Origin of the sequence: Hymenobacter aerophilus DSM 13606 (assembly GCF_000382225.1) — a bacterium.
Taxonomy (GTDB): domain Bacteria; phylum Bacteroidota; class Bacteroidia; order Cytophagales; family Hymenobacteraceae; genus Hymenobacter; species Hymenobacter aerophilus.
Genome location: NZ_KB907809.1, coordinates 123,090 through 142,588 on the forward strand (window position 1 = coordinate 123,090; position 19,499 = coordinate 142,588).

Sequence of the window (19,499 nt, forward strand, 5' to 3'; positions counted from 1 at the left end):
GCCGGCTTCGCTCCACAACGTGGCCCCTGATACCACCGCAACGACCGACATTGCGTAGATTTGTTTCTGTACTTCTTTCTGGCCCCGTTCCCCGACTCGTTTTGCTGCAAGCCATCAACATCCGCAAAAGCTACAACACGCTGGAAGTGCTCAAGGGCATCGACCTGACCATCGAGAAGTCGGAAATCGTGAGCATCGTGGGCTCGTCGGGCGCCGGCAAAAGTACGCTGCTGCACATTCTGGGCACCCTGGATAATCCCGATTCGGGCGAGGTGCTGTTTGATGGCGAGTCGGTCAGCTCGCTGGGGCGCTCCGATCTGGCGCGGTTTCGCAACCGTCACATCGGCTTCATCTTCCAGTTTCATAACCTGCTGCCCGAGTTCACGGCCCTCGAAAACGTGTGCCTGCCGGCCTATCTGGCGGGCCGCTCGGAAAAAGAAACCCGGGTGCGGGCCCGCGAATTGCTGGGCATGCTCAACCTGGAGCGCCGCGCCGACCACAAGCCCTCGGAAATGAGCGGCGGCGAGCAGCAGCGCACGGCCGTGGCCCGCGCCCTCATCAACTCGCCCGAAATCATCTTCGCCGATGAGCCCTCGGGCAACCTCGACTCGCAGAACGCCCAGGAGCTGCATCAGATTTTCTTCCTGCTGCGCAAAGAGCTGGGCCAGACCTTCGTTATCGTGACGCACAACGACCAGCTGGCCGAAATGGCCGACCGCACCATCACGATGAAGGATGGTTACATCTGGGAAGGCCCTAACTAAAAGGCACTTCCAACTTCTTCAATAGCTTTACTGACGCCGGCAATCCGCCGGCGTTTTTTTGTGGGCGAACAGGGCCAACGGATAGAGCTGCCGGAACCAGGGGCAGTGGAGCAGGGAAGTTGATAAGCTAAAATGAATAGTGGCTAACCATGTTGGAAATTATGTTTTTAAGTAACTGTATATCAGTGATAAAAATTATATAAAAACTTGTGAATTTTTGCACCTTTTAGGCCGGGCGAAGGTTATACATCCGAACACACCATATGTCATTACAGGAACCTAACGGAAAAGCACCATGAGCCAAGCAGTGAAAGCCCCCAAAGAGCCCACCACCCGCAAGCCCAAAGTTGAGAGCTATGATTTGTCGCACTCCGACGAGACGCTGCATCTGGCCACGGATTTGGCCAAATTCATCAAGGAAAACAAGCTCACGACCAACGTCCAGGGCAAGGAGTTTGTGAACGTGGAGGGCTGGCAGTACGCCGGCTCGCGCCTGGGCATTGTGCCCGTGGTCGAGCACGTTATCAATGTCAGCAATGACCAGGAAATCAAGTACCAGGCCAAGGTCAACCTCTTCGATCTGAAGAGCGGCCAGACGGTGGGTGCCGGCTTCGCGGTGTGCTCCAGCAAGGAGCAGGGCAAGAAGTTCTACCAGGAGTTTGCCATCATGAGCATGGCCCAGACCCGCGCCATCGGCAAGGCTTACCGGAACATTTTGGCCTGGATTATCCGCGCCGCCGGCTACGAGCCCACCCCGGCCGAGGAAATGGATTACGGCGGCAACACGCCCACCGTGGCCGAAACGCCCGCTGCTCCGGCTCCGCAAGCCGCCCCAGTTGCGCCCGTGGCCATGAAGGCCGTACCCGCCGAGCCTACTGCCGCTGCCGAGTCGTCGGCCCCGGCTTACGCTTCGGCTTCGCAGAAGGAGGAAATTATCCGCCTGCTCAACCACCCGGTGGTAACCCGCGCCGAGAAGACCAAGATGCTGCTCAACATCAACCGCCTCGATGAGGAGCGCGCCACCCAGGCCATCGCCAAGCTCAAGAAGGCCATCGACGAGCGCGAAAACGGCCAGACGGCCGCCGCCGCGTAAGCGTTAGGTAGAAAGACCGGAGCCCGGTTCCTGCAGAGGAGCCGGGCTTTTTTGTACCTGAACGAAAGTCTATAGGACTTACGCAGAACGATTGTAGCGCGAAGCTTCTGCTTCGCGTATCGTTGCTGACTGTTAGGTAACTATGTTCAACAGTACGCGAAGCAGAAGCTTCGCGCTACAAGCCTACGGCCCCCTTTTGCGTAAGTCTTAGTCTACTTGCACAAGGCTACAACTCCTCATACAGCCACGCCATCTGGCTGCGGCTCACGGCGGCGGGCAGCAGGCGCATTACGGTGTTGCGGATGCCGGTGAGCAGGGGGCTTTCCAGCTGACCCACGCGGCCCAGCTGCCAGGAGGTGCGCACGATGCGGGCCGTGCGGGCCCGGCGCCGCTGCTCGAACGAGTTGAAGGCAGCCCAAACGTTGGTGGGGGAGGCGCGCAGGCAGCGGGCCAGTACGGCGGCATCCTCGATGGCCATGCCCGCGCCCTGGCCCATGTTGGGCGTGGTGGCGTGGGCCGCGTCGCCGAGTAGCAGCACCGGGCCGCGGGCGAAGTGGGGCAGGGGCGGCAGGTCCAGAATGTCGTTCCAGAGCAGCCCATCGTTGTGAGTGAGGGCCAGCAGCTCGGGCACCGGCGCGTGGAAACCGGCAAACTCGCGCTGCAGGTCGGCTACGCGGTAGGCCTGGTATTTCGGGCTGCGCGGCGCGGGGCTGTTGAGGCAGGCAAACCAGTACACCCGCCCGCCGCCCACCGGCACGTAGCCAAACCGCCGCCCCGCCGCGCCCCAGGTTTCGGCCGACTCGCCGGCCGGCAGCCCCAGCGCCCCGGCCTCCACCACGGCCCGCCAGCAGGTGTAGCCCGCGTAGCGCGGTGCAGCGGCCGGCAACAGCTGCCGCCGCACCCGCGAGTTCAGCCCATCGGCCCCAATGAGGGCAGCGGCGTGGGCCTGGGAGCCGTCGGCGAAGTGGGCCCGCACGCCCGTCGGGGTTTCTTCGTACCGCTCGAAGGCCTTGCCCAACTGCACGGTGCCGGGCGGCAGGCCCGCCAGTAGCGCCCGTTGCAGGTCGGCCCGGTGGATGCCTATGTTCTCGAAGCCCAGCCGCCGGGTGAAATCGGTGGTGTCGGCGGTTTGCAGCAGCCGGCCCTGCTGGTCGAGCAGCTGCAACTGGCACACGGAAGCGCCCAGCACTGCCACGGCATCGTGCAGGTCCAACTCGTGCAGGGCCCGCATGGCGTTGGCCCCCAGCACCACGCCCGCGCCCACGGCCCGCAGCTCGGCCGCCGCCTCGTACACCCGCACCGCGTGGCCCAGCTTCAGCAGCGCGTGTGCCGTAGCCAGCCCGCCGATACCCGCCCCGATGATGATAAAATCAGCCATAACGTAAAGTCAGCACCCTATACTACCACGCAACTGCGCGCCGCTTTCTGGCTTAACGTCGAAGCCTGCAAACCGCATAAAAAAAGGGCCCGGAGCAAATTGCTCCGGGCCCTTCAAACTTACCAGAAATCAGCGCAATCAATTCAATCAGCGCTAATCAGTGATTTACTTGCCTTCGACTTCCTCGTAATCCACGTCGGTTACGTTGTCGGCGTTGGCACCCTGCTGGCCGTTGCCGCCGGGCTGACCTTCGCCGCCGAAGGGGTTGCCACCTTCCGCGCCGGGCTGGCCGCCTTCGGGGCCGCCCTGGGCGTACATCTCCTGCGAGGCCGCCTGCCAGGCCGTGTTGATGGCGGCCATAGCGGTATCAATGGCGCCGAGGTCCTTGCTCTCGTGGGCCTTCTTGAGGTCGGCGAGGGCGTTTTCGACGGCCGTTTTGTTGCCGGCGCTCAGCTTGTCGCCGTACTCGGTCATCTGCTTCTCGGTCTGGAAAATCATGGAGTCGGCTTGGTTGACCTTCTCGATTTTCTCGCGCTCGGCCTTATCGGCTTCGGCGTTCGACTGCGCTTCCTGACGCATCCGCTCGATGTCGGCGTCGGAGAGGCCCGACGAGGCTTCGATGCGGATTTTCTGCTCCTTACCGGTGCCCTTGTCCTTGGCCGTTACGTGCAGAATACCGTTGGCATCAATATCGAAGGTTACTTCAATCTGCGGAACGCCGCGGGGGGACGGTGGAATGGAATCGAGGTGGAACTTACCGATGGTGCGGTTCTGCGAAGCCAGCGGCCGCTCGCCCTGCAACACGTGGATTTCTACGCTCGGCTGGTTGTCAGAAGCCGTCGAGAACGTCTCCGATTTCTTGGTTGGAATGGTGGTGTTGCTTTCGATGAGCTTGGTCATCACGCCACCCATCGTCTCGATGCCGAGGCTGAGCGGGGTTACGTCGAGCAGGAGCACGTCCTTCACCTCACCGGTGAGCACGCCGCCCTGGATGGCCGCGCCGATGGCTACCACTTCGTCGGGGTTCACGCCCTTGCTGGGCTTCTTGCCGAAGAACTTCTCCACCTCTTCCTGAATGCGGGGCATCCGGGTCGAGCCGCCTACCAGAATCACGTCGTTGATGTCCGAAGTGCTCAGGCCGGCGTCCTGCAGGGCCTTTTTCACGGGCTCCATGCTGCGCTTGAACAGCGAGTCGGCCAGCTGCTCGAACTTCGCGCGGCTCAGCTTCACTACCAGGTGCTTGGGGCCCGAGGCCGTAGCGGTGATGTAGGGCAGGTTGATTTCGGTTTCCGACGACGAAGACAGCTCCACTTTGGCTTTCTCGGCAGCTTCCTTGAGGCGCTGCAGAGCCATAGCGTCCTTGCGCAGGTCGAGGCCTTCGTTTTCCGAGGCAAACTGGTCGGCCAGGAAGTTAATGATAACCTGGTCGAAGTCGTCGCCGCCGAGGTGAGTGTCGCCGTTGGTGCTCAGCACCTCAAACACACCGTTGTCGAGCTCCAGAATCGAGATATCGAACGTACCACCACCGAGGTCGTACACGGCCACTTTGTGGTTGGAGTGGTCTTTATCGAGGCCGTACGCCAGCGCGGCGGCGGTAGGCTCGTTGATGATGCGCTTCACATCGAGGCCGGCAATAGCACCGGCTTCCTTGGTGGCCTGGCGCTGGGCATCGTTGAAGTAGGCGGGCACCGTAATAACGGCTTCGCTTACGGTCGTGCCCAGATATTCCTCAGCCGTCTGCTTCATCTTCTGAAGCACCATGGCCGAAATTTCCTGAGGCGTGTACTGCCGGTCGCCGATTTTCACGGTAGCCGTGTTGTTGGTGCCGCTGGTTACGTCGTAAGGCACATTCTTGGCCTCTTCGGAAACCTCCGAAAAGTTGCGGCCCATGAAGCGCTTAATGCTCTGAATTGTGTTGTTGGGGTTGGTGATGGCCTGGCGCTTAGCGGGGTCGCCCACCTTACGCTCGCCCTTACCGTTGTCGAGAAACGCGACGATAGAGGGAGTCGTGCGGCGGCCTTCGCTGTTCGGAATTACCACCGGCTCGTTGCCTTCCATTACAGACACGCACGAGTTGGTGGTGCCGAGGTCAATACCGATTATTTTGCCCATGATGTTAGGTGTATGAGTAGAAAGTAGATTGTCAGTTGAATAAGGGCCGAAACCCTCGTGCCCCGGTAATTACAAGAGACGTACCAGCCCCGGAAATGCGCGTTTCTAATGACAGATTGTCATTTTCGGGGCCGGTAAGGCCGGTTTTCCCGCCGCTCTGACTTTCTACGGGAAAATAGGGGGCAGGATTTCTGCCAGGCGGGCAGAAGAAAGTAGCGGGAGCAGTAGCGCGAAAATCTGTTTCGCGCTACTGCTCCCGCTACTGCTGTTCGCTCAGAAACCCTGCCACCGTACGCTGCCACAGCGCCTCGTGCTGCCGCCAGTACGGCTCGTGGCCGGAGCCGGGGAAATCCTGCCGCTGCTTGGGGCCGGCCAGGCGGGCGAAGATGGCGTCGGTTTCGGCGCGGGTGACGCGCGGGTCGACGCTGCCCCACATAAGCAGGGTGGGCGTGGGCGTGCGGGCGGCGTAAGCGGTGGCGTCGAGGGCGAAGGCGTTGAAGCCGTTGGCCGCCCCGCCCCAGAACACCAGCAGGTTGGCCATCGGAAAGGCCGGCACGCCCATCGAGCGGAAGCGGCTTTGGGCAGTGGCCAGCATCGAGCCGTAAGGGCATTCGAGCAGGTTGGCGGTGGGCCGTACGCCCAACTCGGCCTCGGCCCGCAGGGTGGCTACCGCGCCCATCGAGTTGGCGTAGATGAATACCGGGCCCGGGCGCCGCTGCAGCCAGCGCAATACGGCCGCTACATCGGCGGCTTCGCGGTAGCCCACGGTGCAGCGGTAGCCCTGCGAGTTGCCGCTGCCCGCAAAATCGGTGAGCAAAACGTTATAACCGAGGCCTCGGAAGTAGGCGGCCTCGGGCAGCAGCTGGCTTTTGGAGCTGGTGTAGCCATGAAACAACGCCACCGTGCCGCGCGCCCGGGGCACCGCGCCGTACCAGCTTCCCAGCCGCCCGTTGGGCCCAGCCAATTGCACGGTAACGTACGGAAACGCGGGCCGGGCGTGGTTACGCGGCTTGGGCGTGCGTACGCCGGTGGCCAGCAGCCACAGCTTGCGGGGCGGCGTCAGCTGTCGGGGCTGCCGGTTTTCCGGCCGTCATCCGCAACAAAATGGGTAAAGCGCCAGGCATGAAAAAAGGCCACCGCATTCAGCAGCACCCCGCCCAGCACGAGTGCCCACAACGCCCGCCGCCCGAGTAGCCGCCGGGGCATCAGCCGCGCCGCTTGGGCCCGCCGCTCGTCGGACCGGGCTTGCTGCCGGGCTTGCCACCGGGCTTACCGCTGGTCGGCTTCGGGCCGAAGGTTTTGCCGCCGGCCGGTTTGCTGCCAGTTGGCTTACCGCTGGCGGGCTTGTTCGGGATGAATTTGCCAGGCGCCTCGGCCCGGCTGCCGGCTGGTTTGGGGCTGGCCGATTTAGCTCCGCCCGCGGGCCGGCCGGGCTTGCCGCCGGGCGCTTTGGCACCCGCAGGCCTAGTGCCGGGGGCCGTGAAGCCGCCGCGGTTGCTACCGCTCTTCTTGCCGCCGGGCGGGATACCACCGGGCCAGTATTCGGAGGTTTTGGGCGTTTTGAAGGTGCCGGCCGCGGCCGTCTGAGCGGCCATGTCCTCGGTGAGCAGGCGCACTTCGGTGTTCGTCAGCTCGCGCCACTGGCCGGGCTGCAGCTCGCCCAGGTCCATATCGGCAATGGCGGCGCGCACGAGGCGGAGGGTGGGGTAGCCCACGGCGGCCGTCATCTTGCGCACCTGCCGGTTCATGCCCTGCGAAATGCGGATTTGCAGCCAGCTGGTCGGGATATTGGCCCGGAAACGGACCGGCTTGCTCCGCTCCCATAGCTCGGGCGCATTGGGCAACATCTCCACTTCGGCGGCCGAGGTGTAGCCGGTTTTCAGGTCCACGCCGCGGCGCAGGTTTTCCAGCGCCGCGGGCGTCGGCTCGCCTTCTACCTGCACCCAATAGGTTTTGGGCACCTTGAAGCGCGGCTCCGACAGCCGATGTTGCAACTGCTTGTCGTCGGTGAGCAATACCAGCCCCTCCGAGTCGTAATCGAGCCGCCCGACGGGGTAGATGCCGGGTACCTGCACGAAATCCTTGAGCGTCTGCCGGCCGGTTTCGTCGGTAAACTGGGTGAGGACTTCGTAGGGCTTGTTGAGCAGGATGTAGCGCATGGGGGCGGTGAATAAGTGAGGCCGCCTGTCATCCTGAGCGCAGCGAAGGACCTATACAGAGGCTATTACTTGATGTTACCTTCTGTATAGGTCCTTCGCTGCGCTCAGGATGACAAATGCGGGCCGGCAAAGGTACGGTTACTGGGCCAGCCGGCGCTTGCGGACGCTTTCGGCAATCAGCAGGCGCACCTCGCCGTTGGGGCGCACCACGTACTCGCCACTGTCGCGGATGAGGATGTCATCGGGTGTCTGGTCGCGGTAGTCGTGGTGCACCAGGATGCCGATGCGGGCCGTGTCGGCGGGTGAGGGCGCGGGCGGGGCAGGTTGGCCGTTGATTTGGGCCATCTGGGCCAGGTACAGCAGCGAGTCGCGCTTGGTGTAGGGCTCCAGCCGGAACTTGCCGGGGGCGTAGTTGCGGGCCGTGGAAACCCGGTTGCGCAGGAAATCCTGCACGGCCAGCTCGGCTTGTTTTTCGGGCGATTTTTTGCAGCCGGTAAATAGCAGAACGGTAGCGAGGAGGGGTAGGTATTTCATTAGGAGGATGTTTATAGGAGTGGAACGTCATTCAGAGCGTAGCGAAGAATCTCGCGTGCTGACGTTGAGTTACCGTTACAACGTCAGCACGTGAGATTCTTCGCTATGCTCTGAATGACGTTCCTTTTACTGGCAACTGGCAACTGACAACCAACTCACACGCCGCCGGAGTATTTGCGGGTAGCCCATTCGGCCGTAACCAGGGCCAGCAGCAGGAAGAACAGCCATTTAAGATTAATAAGGTCCTGGAGGTCTTCCTGCTCGTAGATGACGGGCTTGTAACCGGCCTTCTCGATGTCCTGGGCCAGCTGGTCGATTTGGGCGGGGAAGTACAGGCGCTGGCCGCTCCGGCGGGCCAGCTGGGCGAGCAGGTTGTGGTCGGCGCGGCTTTGCAGGGCTTCGAGCTGCTGCTCCTGCACCAGCACTTCGCCGGCATCCTGCTGGGCCTGGCCGCCGAGCGTGGCGCGGGCCTGGTAGTGGTAGAGGCCGGCCGGCAGCTCGCCCAAATGCACGGGCGCGCCGTCGGGCGTGGGGGCGAAGCTGAAGGTGCGGACTTTCTGCCGCTCGTCGGTGAGCGTGAGCGTCACGGGCTCACCATACGTGCGCTCGAAGATGGCGTTGTAGGTTTCCACCCCGAAGGTTACGTCGTCGGATGTATTGAACGCATCCTGGGTCGGGTACACGTCGAGGCGCTTGCGGTTGGCGTTCTGGGTGAGCAGCTGCAGCGTCCGTAGCACCAGCCGGTCGTAAGCTTCGGGCTTGTCGTCGTGCTCCACGGCTTCCTGCAGGCGCCACTGCCAGCTGCCCTCGGTGAGCAGCGTGGCCTGGCGCCGGGCGGGCGTACCCCCGAACACCAGCAGCGGCTTCCGGGTGGCCACCCGGCCCACCCGCTGCCACAGCGCGGCCTCGGCCCCGCCGCTGAGCCGGGCCTCACCGAAGGGCACCGGCGCGGGCGGGTAGTCGGCAAAGCGCTTCAGCGCGTCCTCTTCAAAAGAAAACCGGTTGAAGGCCGGGTTGGGTACGGGCGTCACATCGTCGGTTTGGGCGCCGCGGGGCTGCACCGTCAGGCCGGTGCCCAGGCGGTTGTAGGCCCCAAAGTTCGACTGCGCCCCGAGCACGTACAGGGCCGGGGCGCGGCGGGCGGCCACCTGGGCCAGCACCTCCTGGCCCACGCCCGAGCGGGCCGGCAGCTGATGCAGAATGGCCACGTCGAAATCCTGGTTTTTGAGCGGACTGATGCCGGGCAGGTAGGTAATCAGGTCGAAGTTGTCGTTTTGCTGGATGGCGGCGCGCAGGGCCTTAAGGTCGGGGTGGGGGGCGGCGCCGGCCAGCAGCACCCGCAGCTTGCCCTTCACCACGTCGAGGTAGGCAAATTTCTGGTTGTTGAGCAGGGTGAACTCGCCCTGCAGCGGCACGGCCCGCACCTCGTAGCGGCGCTTGCCCGTGCCGGTGGCCGTCAGCAGAAAGCGGGTTTTGGTGCGCCGCTGCCCGGCCGGCAGGGCCACCTGCCTGGTTTGCAGCACCCGGCCGTTTTCCAGCAGCTGCACAGTGGCCGTGGTGCCGGCGCCGTAGCCGTCGTAGGCCAACTCGGCTTCAATAGGAAACTGGTTGCCGCTGAAAGCCACCCGGTTGTAGCTGAGCGCGGGCACGCTCACATCCTTCTTCGGAATGGTGTCGCCCACGCCCACGGTGTAGAGCGGAAAGCGGTAATCAGCGAATTCGGGCGCCTGGCCCTGATTCACGAGGCCATCGGAAAGCAGCACCACGCCCGCCAGGTTGCGGCCCTGCAAGGTTTCGCCGATGCCGGCCAGCAGCCCGTCGAGGTCGGTGGCCGGGGCCTTAAACTGCACTGAATCGGGCCCGATGGCGCGGGTGGCCGAGAGCGTGCGGGTTTCCACGGTGAAGCCCTTCTGGCGCAACGTTTCGGCCAGCCGCGTGAGGCCCGCCGTGGCCTGGCGCAGCACGGCCGGCGGCGTAAACAGCGCCACCGACTGGGAGTTGTCGAGGGCCAGCACCACGGTGGGCTGCTCGGTGGTCGTGGTGGTTGATTTCAGGAAGGGCGAGAGCAGCAGAAAGCACAGGAAGCTCACGACCACAAAGCGCACAGCCGCCAGTGCATAGTTGACGGCCCGGCTCCAGGGCGCTTTGGCCGAGTAGAGCAGCGCCGCGTAGCCCGCGCCCACCAGCAGGCACAATCCAATCAACCAAGGAGAAGCAGATAACAGCAAGAGCCGACGTAATCAGTGGAAAGCCAATAACCCCCGGTACGGGTGCAGAGTTGCGCGAAGGTACGATTGAGCTATTAGTGAGTGGCAGTTGGTAATGAAACGTCATTCAGAGCGCAGCGAAGAATCTCGCCTGTAGTTGTTGCAACAGTATTGCAGCGTTAGCGCGCGAGAGTCTTCGCTGCGCTCTGATGACCTTTCTCCACTAACCACTAACCAACGCCGCGCACTGGCGGGCAATTTCCAGCTCCTCGTTGGTGGGGATGACCAGCACCGGCACGCGGGCGCCGGGGGCCGAGAGGTTGCGCAGGCCGGGGGTGCGGCGCTGGTTCTGCTCCTCATCGAGTTGGATGCCCAGAAAATCCAGGTGCTGGCAGGCGAGGCTTCGGACGCGGGCGTCGTTTTCGCCCACGCCGCCGGTGAACACCACGGCTTCAGCGCCGTTGAGGGCAGCCAGGAAGGCACCGAGGTACTTTTTGATGCGGTAGGCGTAGAGGTCGTAGGCCAGGCGGGCGCGCTCGACACCGGCTTCGAGTTGGCGCGTGATGTCGCGCATATCGGTGTGGCCGGTGAGGCCCAGCATCCCACTTTCACGGTTGAGCAACGTTTTCACTTCTTCCAACGAGTAGCCCAGCTGCTCGACGAGGTAGAAGATGATGGCCTGGTCGGTGTCGCCGGCGCGGGTGCCCATCACCAGCCCGTTCATCGGCCCGAAACCCATGCTGGTATCCACCGAGCGGCCGGCTACGGTGGCCGTCATGCTGCAGCCGTTGCCCAGATGCACGGTTATCACGCGGGCCTCGGGCTGCTGCAGATAGCGGCGGGCCTCGTCGCACACAAACTTGTGGCTGGTGCCGTGGAAGCCGTAGGCCCGCAGGCCGTGCTCGGTGTAGAGCCGTTCGGGCAGGGCGAAGCGGTAGGCCTGGGGCGGCAGAGTGCTGTGGAAGGCCGTGTCGAACACCGCCACCTGGCGGGCCTGCGGGAACAGCTGTTCGGCCACCTCCATGCCCAGCAAATTGGCCGGGTTGTGCAGCGGAGCCAGTGCAAACAGCTCCCGGATTTTGGCCTTCACGGCCGTCGTAACCAGTGTGGGGGCCATAAACTGCTCGCCCCCATGCACCGCCCGGTGCCCCACCACGGCCACCTCCTCGGGACTTTGGATGACGCCCAGTTCCGGGTCCGTCAGCAGCGCCAGGGCCAGCTGCAAGCCGGCGCGGTGGTCGGGGATGGGCTCGGTGCGGGTCAGGGTACGTTCCTGGCCGTCGGGGCCGATGGCGGTATGGGTAAGCTGGCCCTCGGCCTGGCCAATCCGCTCGATGAGGCCCCGGCACCGCGGCTGCTCCTGGGGCCAGGCAAACAGCTGGTACTTAAGCGAACTGCTACCCGAATTGATAACGAAGATGTACATTATTTGAGCTGTTAGCCTTCAGCTGATAGCCGTTAGCTTTCTGGGTGGTGAGTGAGGTATAAGCCTTGCGTGGCGCACGTGACGTGAGGCGCACGCAAGGCGCAAAGTAAGCCAATAGCGCCCGTCTGCAACCCGGCTGCTGCTGCAACTACTGCCCGGCCGCCGCGTACCCCGTAGCCTACCCCGGCCCCGCACCGGCCGCCGTCCGCACATGAAACGCCTGCTGCTCCTGCTCCCCCTGCTACTTTCCGCCACCATGAACTCTGCCCAACTCCGACTCCCCACCGAACCCGTCCTCACGGCCGAGGCAGCCCTGGCCATGGTGCAGGCCGCCCGCGCCGAAGCCCAGAAGGCCGGCCACGCCGTCTCCATCACGGTAGTCGACCGCTCGGGCCAGACGCTGGCCGTGCTCCGCGACCACCAGGCCGGCGTGCACACGCTCCGGGCCAGCTACAAAAAAGCCTACACCGCCGCCTCCCAAAAGCGCGAAACGGCCGTTATTGCCCGCGGCATTAAAGAAGGCAGCATCCCCGAAGACATCCGCTACCTCGACGAAAACGTGCTGATGATGGATGGCGGCGTCCCCATCGTCGTGAGCGGCATAGTCGTGGGCGGCATCGGCGTCGGCGGGGCCCACGGCAATGAGGACGCCCGGATTGCCAAGGCGGGGTTGAAGGTGCTGGCGGATTAAAGAGAATTTGGGGGTAGCGCTGAATCTGACTGCTCCATGAAACTGTATCTTCGGTAAGTATAGTGAGGGTAGTTGCTTTTTGAAAACCTGTTACGTGCTTGGCGCCGCTTCCTGAGGCTTATAGCTATACTTGGTTTCGCGAAGCCTGAAATTAAGAGGAATTTAAAAGTAACTGTATAGAATGCATGATAAGTTAAAAATCGCCGTTGAGAGGCAAAACGAGCAAGAACTCGTAGAATGCCTTGCCTTTGGAAGTATAAACGAGGTCGATGCGTGTTGCTATAACTCAATCGAAAAGGCATTATTGGGTACCTGGCATAGCCAACACGAAGACCTACTCAGCACAATTATTATGAAAAGATTGGCTGACGACCGGTTTGTAGAACCAATCCTGAATATTGCCTTGCATAGACAGCCGTTCAGGTGGTATGATGACGAGTTAGAGCCAACCTTAAGAAAATGTGTTCACGCTTTAATGACTATTGATTCTGATAAGTCTCACCAGGCATTAAAGCAACTAGAAAGTCTAGGCAATGATAATGTGAAGCTTACACTTGAGTTGTATAATCAAAATCGTACGTAATAGGAAGGTTATCTCAGACCCCCGATTACTACCCCAAAACCAAAGCCGCCGCTGCTTCTCCCGAAGCAACGGCGGCTTTTGCTGTTCTCACTCAACCCTACTCCCCGCTGGTGCCGGCTGGCCCCTCAACGGCGGCTGGGGCGCTGCCTTCGGGACGGGGGCCGCGGTTGTTGCGGTTGCGGCCGCCGCGCTTGCGGCGGCGCTTTTCGGCTTCACCAGCTTCGCCTCCTGCTCCTTCGATGTGGGCGCCGGGGGCGTCGGCGGGCAGGGGCAGGCGCGGGGCCTGGCGCTGGCGGGCGGTGGCGGCGTCCTGGGGCTGGCCTTCGCCGGGAGGCGTTACCTCCCCTTCGGGGCGGGGCAGGCGGGGGGCGCGGCGCGGGCGGTTGGGGTCGTTGTCGCGGCGGGGGCGGTCGTCGCGCTCGGGCCGGTCTTCGCGGGGCGGGCGCTGGTAGGGCTGGGCGGGTGCCTGGCCGGCATCCAGGGCCGCTAACGCCGCCTGGGCGCGGGCGATGCGGGCCTGCTGGTCGGCGTCGGGCTTGTCGCCGCGCCGGTCGGGGCGGTTGCCCCCGTCCCGGCCGCCGCCACCCGAGCGGCCACCGCCGCCGGAGCGACCTCCGCCGCTGCCGTTGCGGGCGCCGCGCTCGGGGCGGCCGCCGATTTTGCCGCGCAGGCCGCTGAAACGCTTGGGGTCGAACTCGGGCGCTTCGCCCAGGCCTAAGCCCTCGGTGATGCTTTGCTTCTCGACTTCGCGCTCGATGAGCTGCTCAATTTTGAGCACCCGGTCCTGGTCCTGGTCGGCAATGAAGGTGATGGCCGTGCCCTTGGTGGCAGCCCGGGCCGTGCGCCCGATGCGGTGCACGTAGTCCTCGGCGGCACGCGGAATGTCGTAGTTCACCACGTGGCTCAGCGAGTCGATGTCGATGCCGCGGCTGAGCACGTCGGTGGCCACCAGAATCGGGAACTGCTTGTTCTTGAACTCGCGCATAATCTGCTCGCGCTCCTCCTGGGTGCGGTCGGAGCTGATGCCCTGGGCCACGTAGCCCAGCTTGTTGATGGCCCGCACGATGCCGCTGACGGCCGCTTTCTGGCTCGTAAACAGCACCATGCTCTGCACGTCCTGGGTTTTGAGGATGTGTTCGAGCAGGTAGATTTTCTGGCGGTCGAAAGCCATGTAGAACTGCTGGTCGATGCCGGCGGCGGGCTTGCTCACGGCCAGCCGGATTTCCTCGGGGTCCTGGAGCAGCTGCTTCGAGAAGTCGCGGATTTTGGTGGGCATGGTGGCCGAGAACAGCAGCGTCTGGCGCTGCTTGGGCAACTGCCGCACGATGTTGAGGATGTCGTCGGAGAAACCCATGTCCATCATCTTGTCGGCCTCGTCGAGCACCAGGTATTTCAGGTCCTCGAACTTCACGTAGCCCATCTGCATGTGGGCAATCAGGCGGCCGGGCGTGGCCACGATAATGTCGGCGCCCGAGGTGAGGGCGCGCTTCTGCTGCTCCCAGCCCTCGCTTTTGCCGCCGCCGTAAATGGCGATGGAGCTGGCTTCCACGAAGTAGCCGAAGCCGGTAATCTGCTCGTCAATCTGAGTGGCCAGCTCGCGGGTGGGCACCAGCACCAGCGTGGACGTGGTGCCGTGCTTGGCGTGCGAAATCTTGTCGAGTAGCGGCAGCAGGTAGGCGGCGGTTTTGCCGGTGCCGGTCTGGGCGCAGGCAATCAGGTCTTTGCCGTCGAGGATTTTAGGAATGGCCTGCTCCTGGATGGGGGTGGCCTGCTGGTAGTTCATGGCGTTGACGCCGGCCAGCAAATCGTCGTGGAGGTTGAATTCGGAAAACGTCAAGGTTCAGCTTGAAATGAAGGATGAAGAAAGGCTGACCTGTCGTTTCTGGGCCAGCAAACCGCGTTGGTGCTCTGCTAACAAAGATAGATGATAAAGGGCGGAACCGGCCTGGCGGGGTTAGGTGCATACTATTTTGCGCAAAATAGACGTTTCTTGCTGACAGTAAATTGCTTGTGAGCAGCAGACCCGATTTAGCGGGCATTCTCATCCACTATTCCACCATTATGAAAAAGTATCTGGCTCCGTTGTTCCTATTGCTGTCTATATCGGGCCTCGCCGTTGCGCAAACGCCGGTTTCCTTCGTGCTGAAGGGCCGCCTGGGTTCGGATACGTACCGCGCCGCGCCTACCTACGTTTATCTGCGCAGCGGGAGGATGCTGGATTCGGCACTGATAGAGAAAGGACGCTTCGAACTGAAAGGTGCCGTGGATGAACCCACTAAAGGGTTTCTTTCCATGCGGCGGAATATGCAGGATATGTCAGATTATAAGGCGGTCTTTTGGCTCGAACAAGGCACGCTCGTCTTCACCAGTCCCGATTCGCTCAAGAACGCGCAAGTGGGCGGCACGCCGCTTACGGACGCCTGGCGGGAGTTGTGGTTTGCAACAGAACCGATTGCTCAGCAACGGAACGCGCTGAAAAAGGAGTTTGAGGCCGCTACGCCGGAGCACCAAGAGTCGCTGGCGTTCCGGCAGCGCCAACAGGTACGGCGAGCTGCGTTGCTGCGGGAGGAAAAGCGCATAGATTCTGCTTTCGTCCGCGCCCACCCTACTTCGTTCATCAGCCTGACTGTACTGAATAGCATGAGCAGAGACCCAGCAAACGCCGCGCTGGTGATGACCTTGCTCCCTACCCTGTCGCCCGCAGCGTTCAACCACTCGCTAGCCGAGGAAATCCGGACAAAAATCCGGCAGAACGTACTGGGCATCAAACCCGAGACGGCATTGAAGCCGGGGCAACTGGCCCCCAATTTCACCCAGGCAACCCCTGATGGGCGGCAGGTTTCGCTCTCCGACTACCGCGGCAAGTACGTGCTGGTTGATTTCTGGGCCAGCTGGTGCGGCCCCTGCCGCCAGGAAAACCCGACGGTTGTCAAGGCCTACAACGCCTACAAAAGCAAGAACTTCGAGGTGCTAGGCGTGTCGCTCGACGAGGCTAGGGACCGGGCCAAATGGGTGAAAGCCATTGCCGATGACCAACTCCCCTGGACGCAAGTGGCCGAGTTGAAAGGCTGGCAAGCTAAAACGGCCAGAGCGTATTTCGTAACGGCCATTCCGCAGAACTTTCTGGTAGACCCCGCGGGTAAAATCATCGCCATGAACCTGCGCGGCGAAGAGCTGCCGGAGGCCCTGGCGCGGCTACTGAAATAGCTGCTCGGTATTGGGGTAGTGTTGATTCAGCCAACATCACCCGTCTTTTTGCGTTAGTTACGCCCAAGCCGCCCCGGCCGGAGCCATTCCTCTGTTTGATTGCGTATGAAGCACCTTTTCGCGCTGCTGGCGGCTACGGCCCCGGCACTGCTGCTGCCGGCCACCGCCGTACAGGCCCAAACTGCCCCCGCCGACTCGGCGGCCACGGCCGTCACCCAGCCCACTAACCCATTCACAGTGTATGGCTTCGTGGATGCGTACTACGGCTACGATTTCAGGCACGCGGCCGGCAACGAGCGGCCCGGCTTTCTGTTCTCGCACAACCGTCAGAACGAGTTTACGGTGAACCAGGGCCTCATTGGCCTGCGCTACGATAACGACCAGGTGCGAGGCGAAGTGGGCCTGCACGCCGGCACCTACCCCTCGGCCAACTACGCGCCCGAAGACCCGATTATCCGCAACATCTACCAGGCCTACGCCGGCTTCCGGCCCTTCCGCAAGGCCTGGATTGACGCCGGTATCTTCAGCTCCCACATCGGTATCGAGTCGGCGCTGAGCAAGAACAACTGGACGCTGACCCGCTCACTGGCCGCCGAGGGCTCGCCCTACTACGAGGCCGGCGCGCGCTTCACCTACGAAGTGGCCCCCCAACTGACGCTGACCGGGCTGGTGCTCAACGGCTGGCAGAATATCCGCGAAACCAACCAGGCCAAGGCCCTGGGCACCCAGATTCAGTGGCAGGCTACCGACAAGCTGCTCATCAACTCCAGCACATTCTACGGCAACGAGCAGCCGGAGGGCCTTCAGCGCCGCCGCCGCTACTTCCACGATTTCTATGCCCGCTACGCCGCCTCCGACCGCCTGAGCCTGGCGCTGGTGTTCGATGTGGGCAAGCAGGAGCGACCCGAACAAGGCGCCAGGGCCGACACCTGGTACACCGGTACGGCCCTGGCCCGCCTGCAACTAACCGAAAAGTGGCGCCTGGGCGGCCGGCTCGAATACTTTTCGGCCGACCACGGCGTGGCCAGCCTCAACACCACGCCCACCCTCACCGACCCCGATTTTAAAGTCCGGGCCGGCTCGCTCAACCTCGATTACCTGCCCACCAGCCACGTGGCCGTGCGCGTCGAGGGCCGCCTGTTCAACTCGGGCCACGCCTTCCTGACTGACCGCAACGGGCGCCCCACCAACAGCTACGGCAACCTCACCAGCAGCATCGCGCTGTCGTTTTAACGATACCTCACCCCCTAGCCCCCTCTCCTTGGGGAGAGGGGGAACTAGTTTTTAGTTTCTAGAACTAGAGCAGCCACAATTAGATAGAAAACTAGCCCCCTCTCTCCCTTAGAAGAGGGGGCTAGGGGGTGAGGTGTACCGTAACGTGCCTTACCCAGCCAGGATTTCCAGCTGCCAGCGCAACTGCTCGGGGCGCACCGGAAAGGCACGGCCGTGGCGCATGGTTCGGTACACGGCGTCGAATAGCCCGGCGTAACTACCCACCGGGGCCGGCAGCTGCTCGGTGCTGAACTGACCCGGTTCGGTAGCCAACGTGAGCACGCCCTCGGCGCCGGCGGGCTCGTGGCCGTAGCCGGGCGCGGTGGGGGAGAGGCCGGCTACCAGTTGGGTTTCCTGTGCATCGGCGCGGTTTTTCTGGAAAGAGCCGGCCATGCCGTGTAGCACGTAGGCCGGGCCGGGCGCGGCTGTCAGCAGCGAGCCGGCCACGAACACGTTCAGGCCCGCAGGGTATTCGAGATGGGCGTGGAAGTAGTCGTCGACGCGGGAGCCGGGGCGGTGGCTGGTGCGGGTGAGGCGGTGGCGGACTGGCTGGCCGAACAAGCTCAGGGCCTGATCGAGCACGTGGGGGCCGAGGTCGAAGCTGAGGCCGCTGCCGGGCGCGGCGGGGTCTTCCTTGAACTGCTTGGGGTTGAGGGCCAGCTTGTATCGGTCGAAGCGAAAATGCACTTCAATCAGCTCGCCCAGCCGGCCGCTTTCCACCACTTGTTGCACCAGTTGGAAGTCGGAGTCCCAGCGGCGGTTCTGGTAGGCCAGCAGGTGGCGCTGCTGCCGTTGAGCCAGGGCCAGCAACTCATCCAACTCGGCCACGGTGGTGGCCACGGGCTTTTCGATGAGCACGTGCTTACCAGCCTCCAGCGCCTGCCGGGCCAGTGCAAAATGCGTATCGTTGGGCGTATTGATGACGACTAATTCCAGCGCGTCGTCGGCCAGCAGCGCGTCTACCGAGTCGTAGCTAATAATATCCGGGTACGTTTCGGCGGCGGTTTTGCGGTTGCGTTCCACCACGGCCCGCAGCGCGAACTGGGGGCTGGTGTGCAGAAACGGCGCGTGGAACACACGGCCCGACATGCCGTAGGCCAACAGGCCGGTTTGGATAGGAGGCATTCTGGTTGCGGGTTGTCAGTTGTCGGTTTTCAGTAAAGAACGTCATTCAGAGCGAAGCGAAGAATCTCGCGTGAAGTCGTTGCAATACTTTTGAACGTCAGCACGCGAGATTCTTCGCTTCGCTCTGAATGACGTTCTTTACTGAAAACCGACAACCCGCGACCAAGATGCTCGACCGATTCTCTGCCCAGGCCAAAACCTACGCCCGCTACCGCATCAACTATCCGCCGGAGCTGTACGCGTGGCTGCTGGGGCAGGTGCCGGGCCAGAACCGGGCCTGGGACTGCGCCACCGGCAACGGGCAGGTAGCGGCGGTGCTGGCCGGGCACTTCGGTCAGGTGGAAGCCACCGACATCAGCGCCGCCCAACTGGCCGAGGCCCCGGCACTGGCCAACGTGCGCTACCAGATCAGTCCGGCCGAAAGCACGCCCTTTGAGTCTGAAAGCTTCGATTTGGTAACCGTGGCCCAGGCGCTGCACTGGCTGGAGCCCGAGGCCTTCAACCATGAAGCCCGGCGGGTGCTGCGGCCCGGCGGCGTGCTGGCCGAATGGGGCTACAAATTCTGCCACTCCGACAGCCCGGCGCTCAACGAGGCCCTCAACCGGTTTCATAACGACACGGCGGGCCCCTACTGGGACACCAACCGGCAGCACATCGAGGAGGAATACGCCCGCATTCCGTTCCCGTTTGCCAACGTGCAGCGGGCCAGTTTCGAAGTGCGGCGGCAGTGGCGGGTGGCCGATATGCTGGGCTACCTGCGCTCCTGGTCGGCCACGGCCAACTACGCCCGCCAGCACCACGGCGCCGATTTGGTGGCGTTGGCAGCCGGGGAGCTGACGGACCTGTGGGGGCCGGGCGAGCGAACCATTACGTTTCCGGTATTCGGGCGGCTGGGCCACAAAGACTAAACCGCACCGGGGCGCGTTACGCCCTCGTTTCCGGTGGTAT

General features: G+C 63.0%; 16 protein-coding genes. 7 read left to right on the plus strand and 9 right to left on the minus strand.

Features of this window, described 5'->3' with window-relative positions; translation table 11 throughout:
* Window positions 1–101 precede the first annotated feature (101 nt).
* Window positions 102–764 (plus strand): ABC transporter ATP-binding protein, encoded by a 663-nt coding sequence (locus H145_RS0109455; RefSeq protein ID WP_019947904.1) that lies wholly within the window; start codon window positions 102–104, stop codon window positions 762–764.
* Between the two features lie 295 nt (window positions 765–1,059).
* The gene (locus tag H145_RS0109460) at window positions 1,060–1,857 is read left to right on the plus strand and encodes a hypothetical protein (protein WP_019947905.1); all 798 of its coding nucleotides are present in this window, start codon (window positions 1,060–1,062) and stop codon (window positions 1,855–1,857) included.
* 226 nt (window positions 1,858–2,083) lie between these two features.
* Here H145_RS0109460 and H145_RS0109465 read toward each other — a convergent pair whose 3' ends face one another.
* From H145_RS0109465 to H145_RS0109500, 7 genes are all read right to left on the minus strand, one after another.
* Entirely contained in the window at window positions 2,084–3,235 is a 1,152-nt protein-coding gene (locus tag H145_RS0109465; RefSeq protein ID WP_019947906.1) for an FAD-dependent monooxygenase, read from the minus strand.
* A gap of 165 nt (window positions 3,236–3,400) precedes the next feature.
* Window positions 3,401–5,347: a molecular chaperone DnaK gene (gene dnaK, locus H145_RS0109470; protein WP_019947907.1), complete on the minus strand. Its 1,947-nt coding sequence runs from the start codon at window positions 5,345–5,347 to the stop codon at window positions 3,401–3,403.
* Between the two features lie 259 nt (window positions 5,348–5,606).
* A complete protein-coding gene (locus H145_RS20685; protein WP_205619304.1) occupies window positions 5,607–6,317 on the minus strand; it encodes an alpha/beta hydrolase in 711 nt (236 codons plus the stop codon).
* 235 nt (window positions 6,318–6,552) lie between these two features.
* On the minus strand, window positions 6,553–7,506 hold the full coding sequence (locus H145_RS24475; RefSeq protein ID WP_019947910.1) for a pseudouridine synthase: 954 nt from the start codon (window positions 7,504–7,506) through the stop codon (window positions 6,553–6,555).
* A 138-nt stretch (window positions 7,507–7,644) separates the two neighbouring features.
* Entirely contained in the window at window positions 7,645–8,040 is a 396-nt protein-coding gene (locus tag H145_RS0109490) for a hypothetical protein (protein WP_019947911.1), read from the minus strand.
* 155 nt (window positions 8,041–8,195) lie between these two features.
* The gene (locus H145_RS0109495) at window positions 8,196–10,244 is read right to left on the minus strand and encodes a VWA domain-containing protein (RefSeq protein WP_157541408.1); all 2,049 of its coding nucleotides are present in this window, start codon (window positions 10,242–10,244) and stop codon (window positions 8,196–8,198) included.
* Window positions 10,245–10,470: 226 nt separating this feature from the next.
* Window positions 10,471–11,673, minus strand: coding sequence for an acetate/propionate family kinase (locus tag H145_RS0109500; RefSeq protein WP_019947913.1), 1,203 nt, complete (start codon window positions 11,671–11,673; stop codon window positions 10,471–10,473).
* 256 nt (window positions 11,674–11,929) lie between these two features.
* On the opposite strand from H145_RS0109500, the gene H145_RS0109505 reads away from it, so the two are divergent.
* On the plus strand, window positions 11,930–12,364 hold the full coding sequence (locus H145_RS0109505; RefSeq protein WP_205619305.1) for a GlcG/HbpS family heme-binding protein: 435 nt from the start codon (window positions 11,930–11,932) through the stop codon (window positions 12,362–12,364).
* A gap of 181 nt (window positions 12,365–12,545) precedes the next feature.
* Window positions 12,546–12,947, plus strand: coding sequence for a hypothetical protein (locus H145_RS0109510; protein ID WP_019947915.1), 402 nt, complete (start codon window positions 12,546–12,548; stop codon window positions 12,945–12,947).
* A 97-nt stretch (window positions 12,948–13,044) separates the two neighbouring features.
* On the opposite strand, the gene H145_RS22245 is transcribed toward H145_RS0109510, so the two are convergent.
* Window positions 13,045–14,730, minus strand: a complete 1,686-nt coding sequence (locus tag H145_RS22245; RefSeq protein WP_157541414.1) for a DEAD/DEAH box helicase — start codon at window positions 14,728–14,730, stop codon at window positions 13,045–13,047.
* 278 nt (window positions 14,731–15,008) lie between these two features.
* Here H145_RS22245 and H145_RS0109520 point away from each other — a divergent pair, with 278 nt between their 5' ends.
* Window positions 15,009–16,154, plus strand: a complete 1,146-nt coding sequence (locus H145_RS0109520) for a TlpA disulfide reductase family protein (RefSeq protein ID WP_026351389.1) — start codon at window positions 15,009–15,011, stop codon at window positions 16,152–16,154.
* A 105-nt stretch (window positions 16,155–16,259) separates the two neighbouring features.
* The gene (locus H145_RS0109525; RefSeq protein WP_019947918.1) at window positions 16,260–17,387 is read left to right on the plus strand and encodes a porin; all 1,128 of its coding nucleotides are present in this window, start codon (window positions 16,260–16,262) and stop codon (window positions 17,385–17,387) included.
* 150 nt (window positions 17,388–17,537) lie between these two features.
* Here the strand turns inward: H145_RS0109525 and H145_RS0109530 are convergent, their stop codons facing one another.
* The gene (locus H145_RS0109530; RefSeq protein ID WP_019947919.1) at window positions 17,538–18,551 is read right to left on the minus strand and encodes a Gfo/Idh/MocA family oxidoreductase; all 1,014 of its coding nucleotides are present in this window, start codon (window positions 18,549–18,551) and stop codon (window positions 17,538–17,540) included.
* Window positions 18,552–18,718: 167 nt separating this feature from the next.
* On the opposite strand from H145_RS0109530, the gene H145_RS0109535 reads away from it, so the two are divergent.
* Window positions 18,719–19,459 (plus strand): class I SAM-dependent methyltransferase, encoded by a 741-nt coding sequence (locus tag H145_RS0109535; RefSeq protein ID WP_019947920.1) that lies wholly within the window; start codon window positions 18,719–18,721, stop codon window positions 19,457–19,459.
* Window positions 19,460–19,499 lie beyond the last annotated feature (40 nt).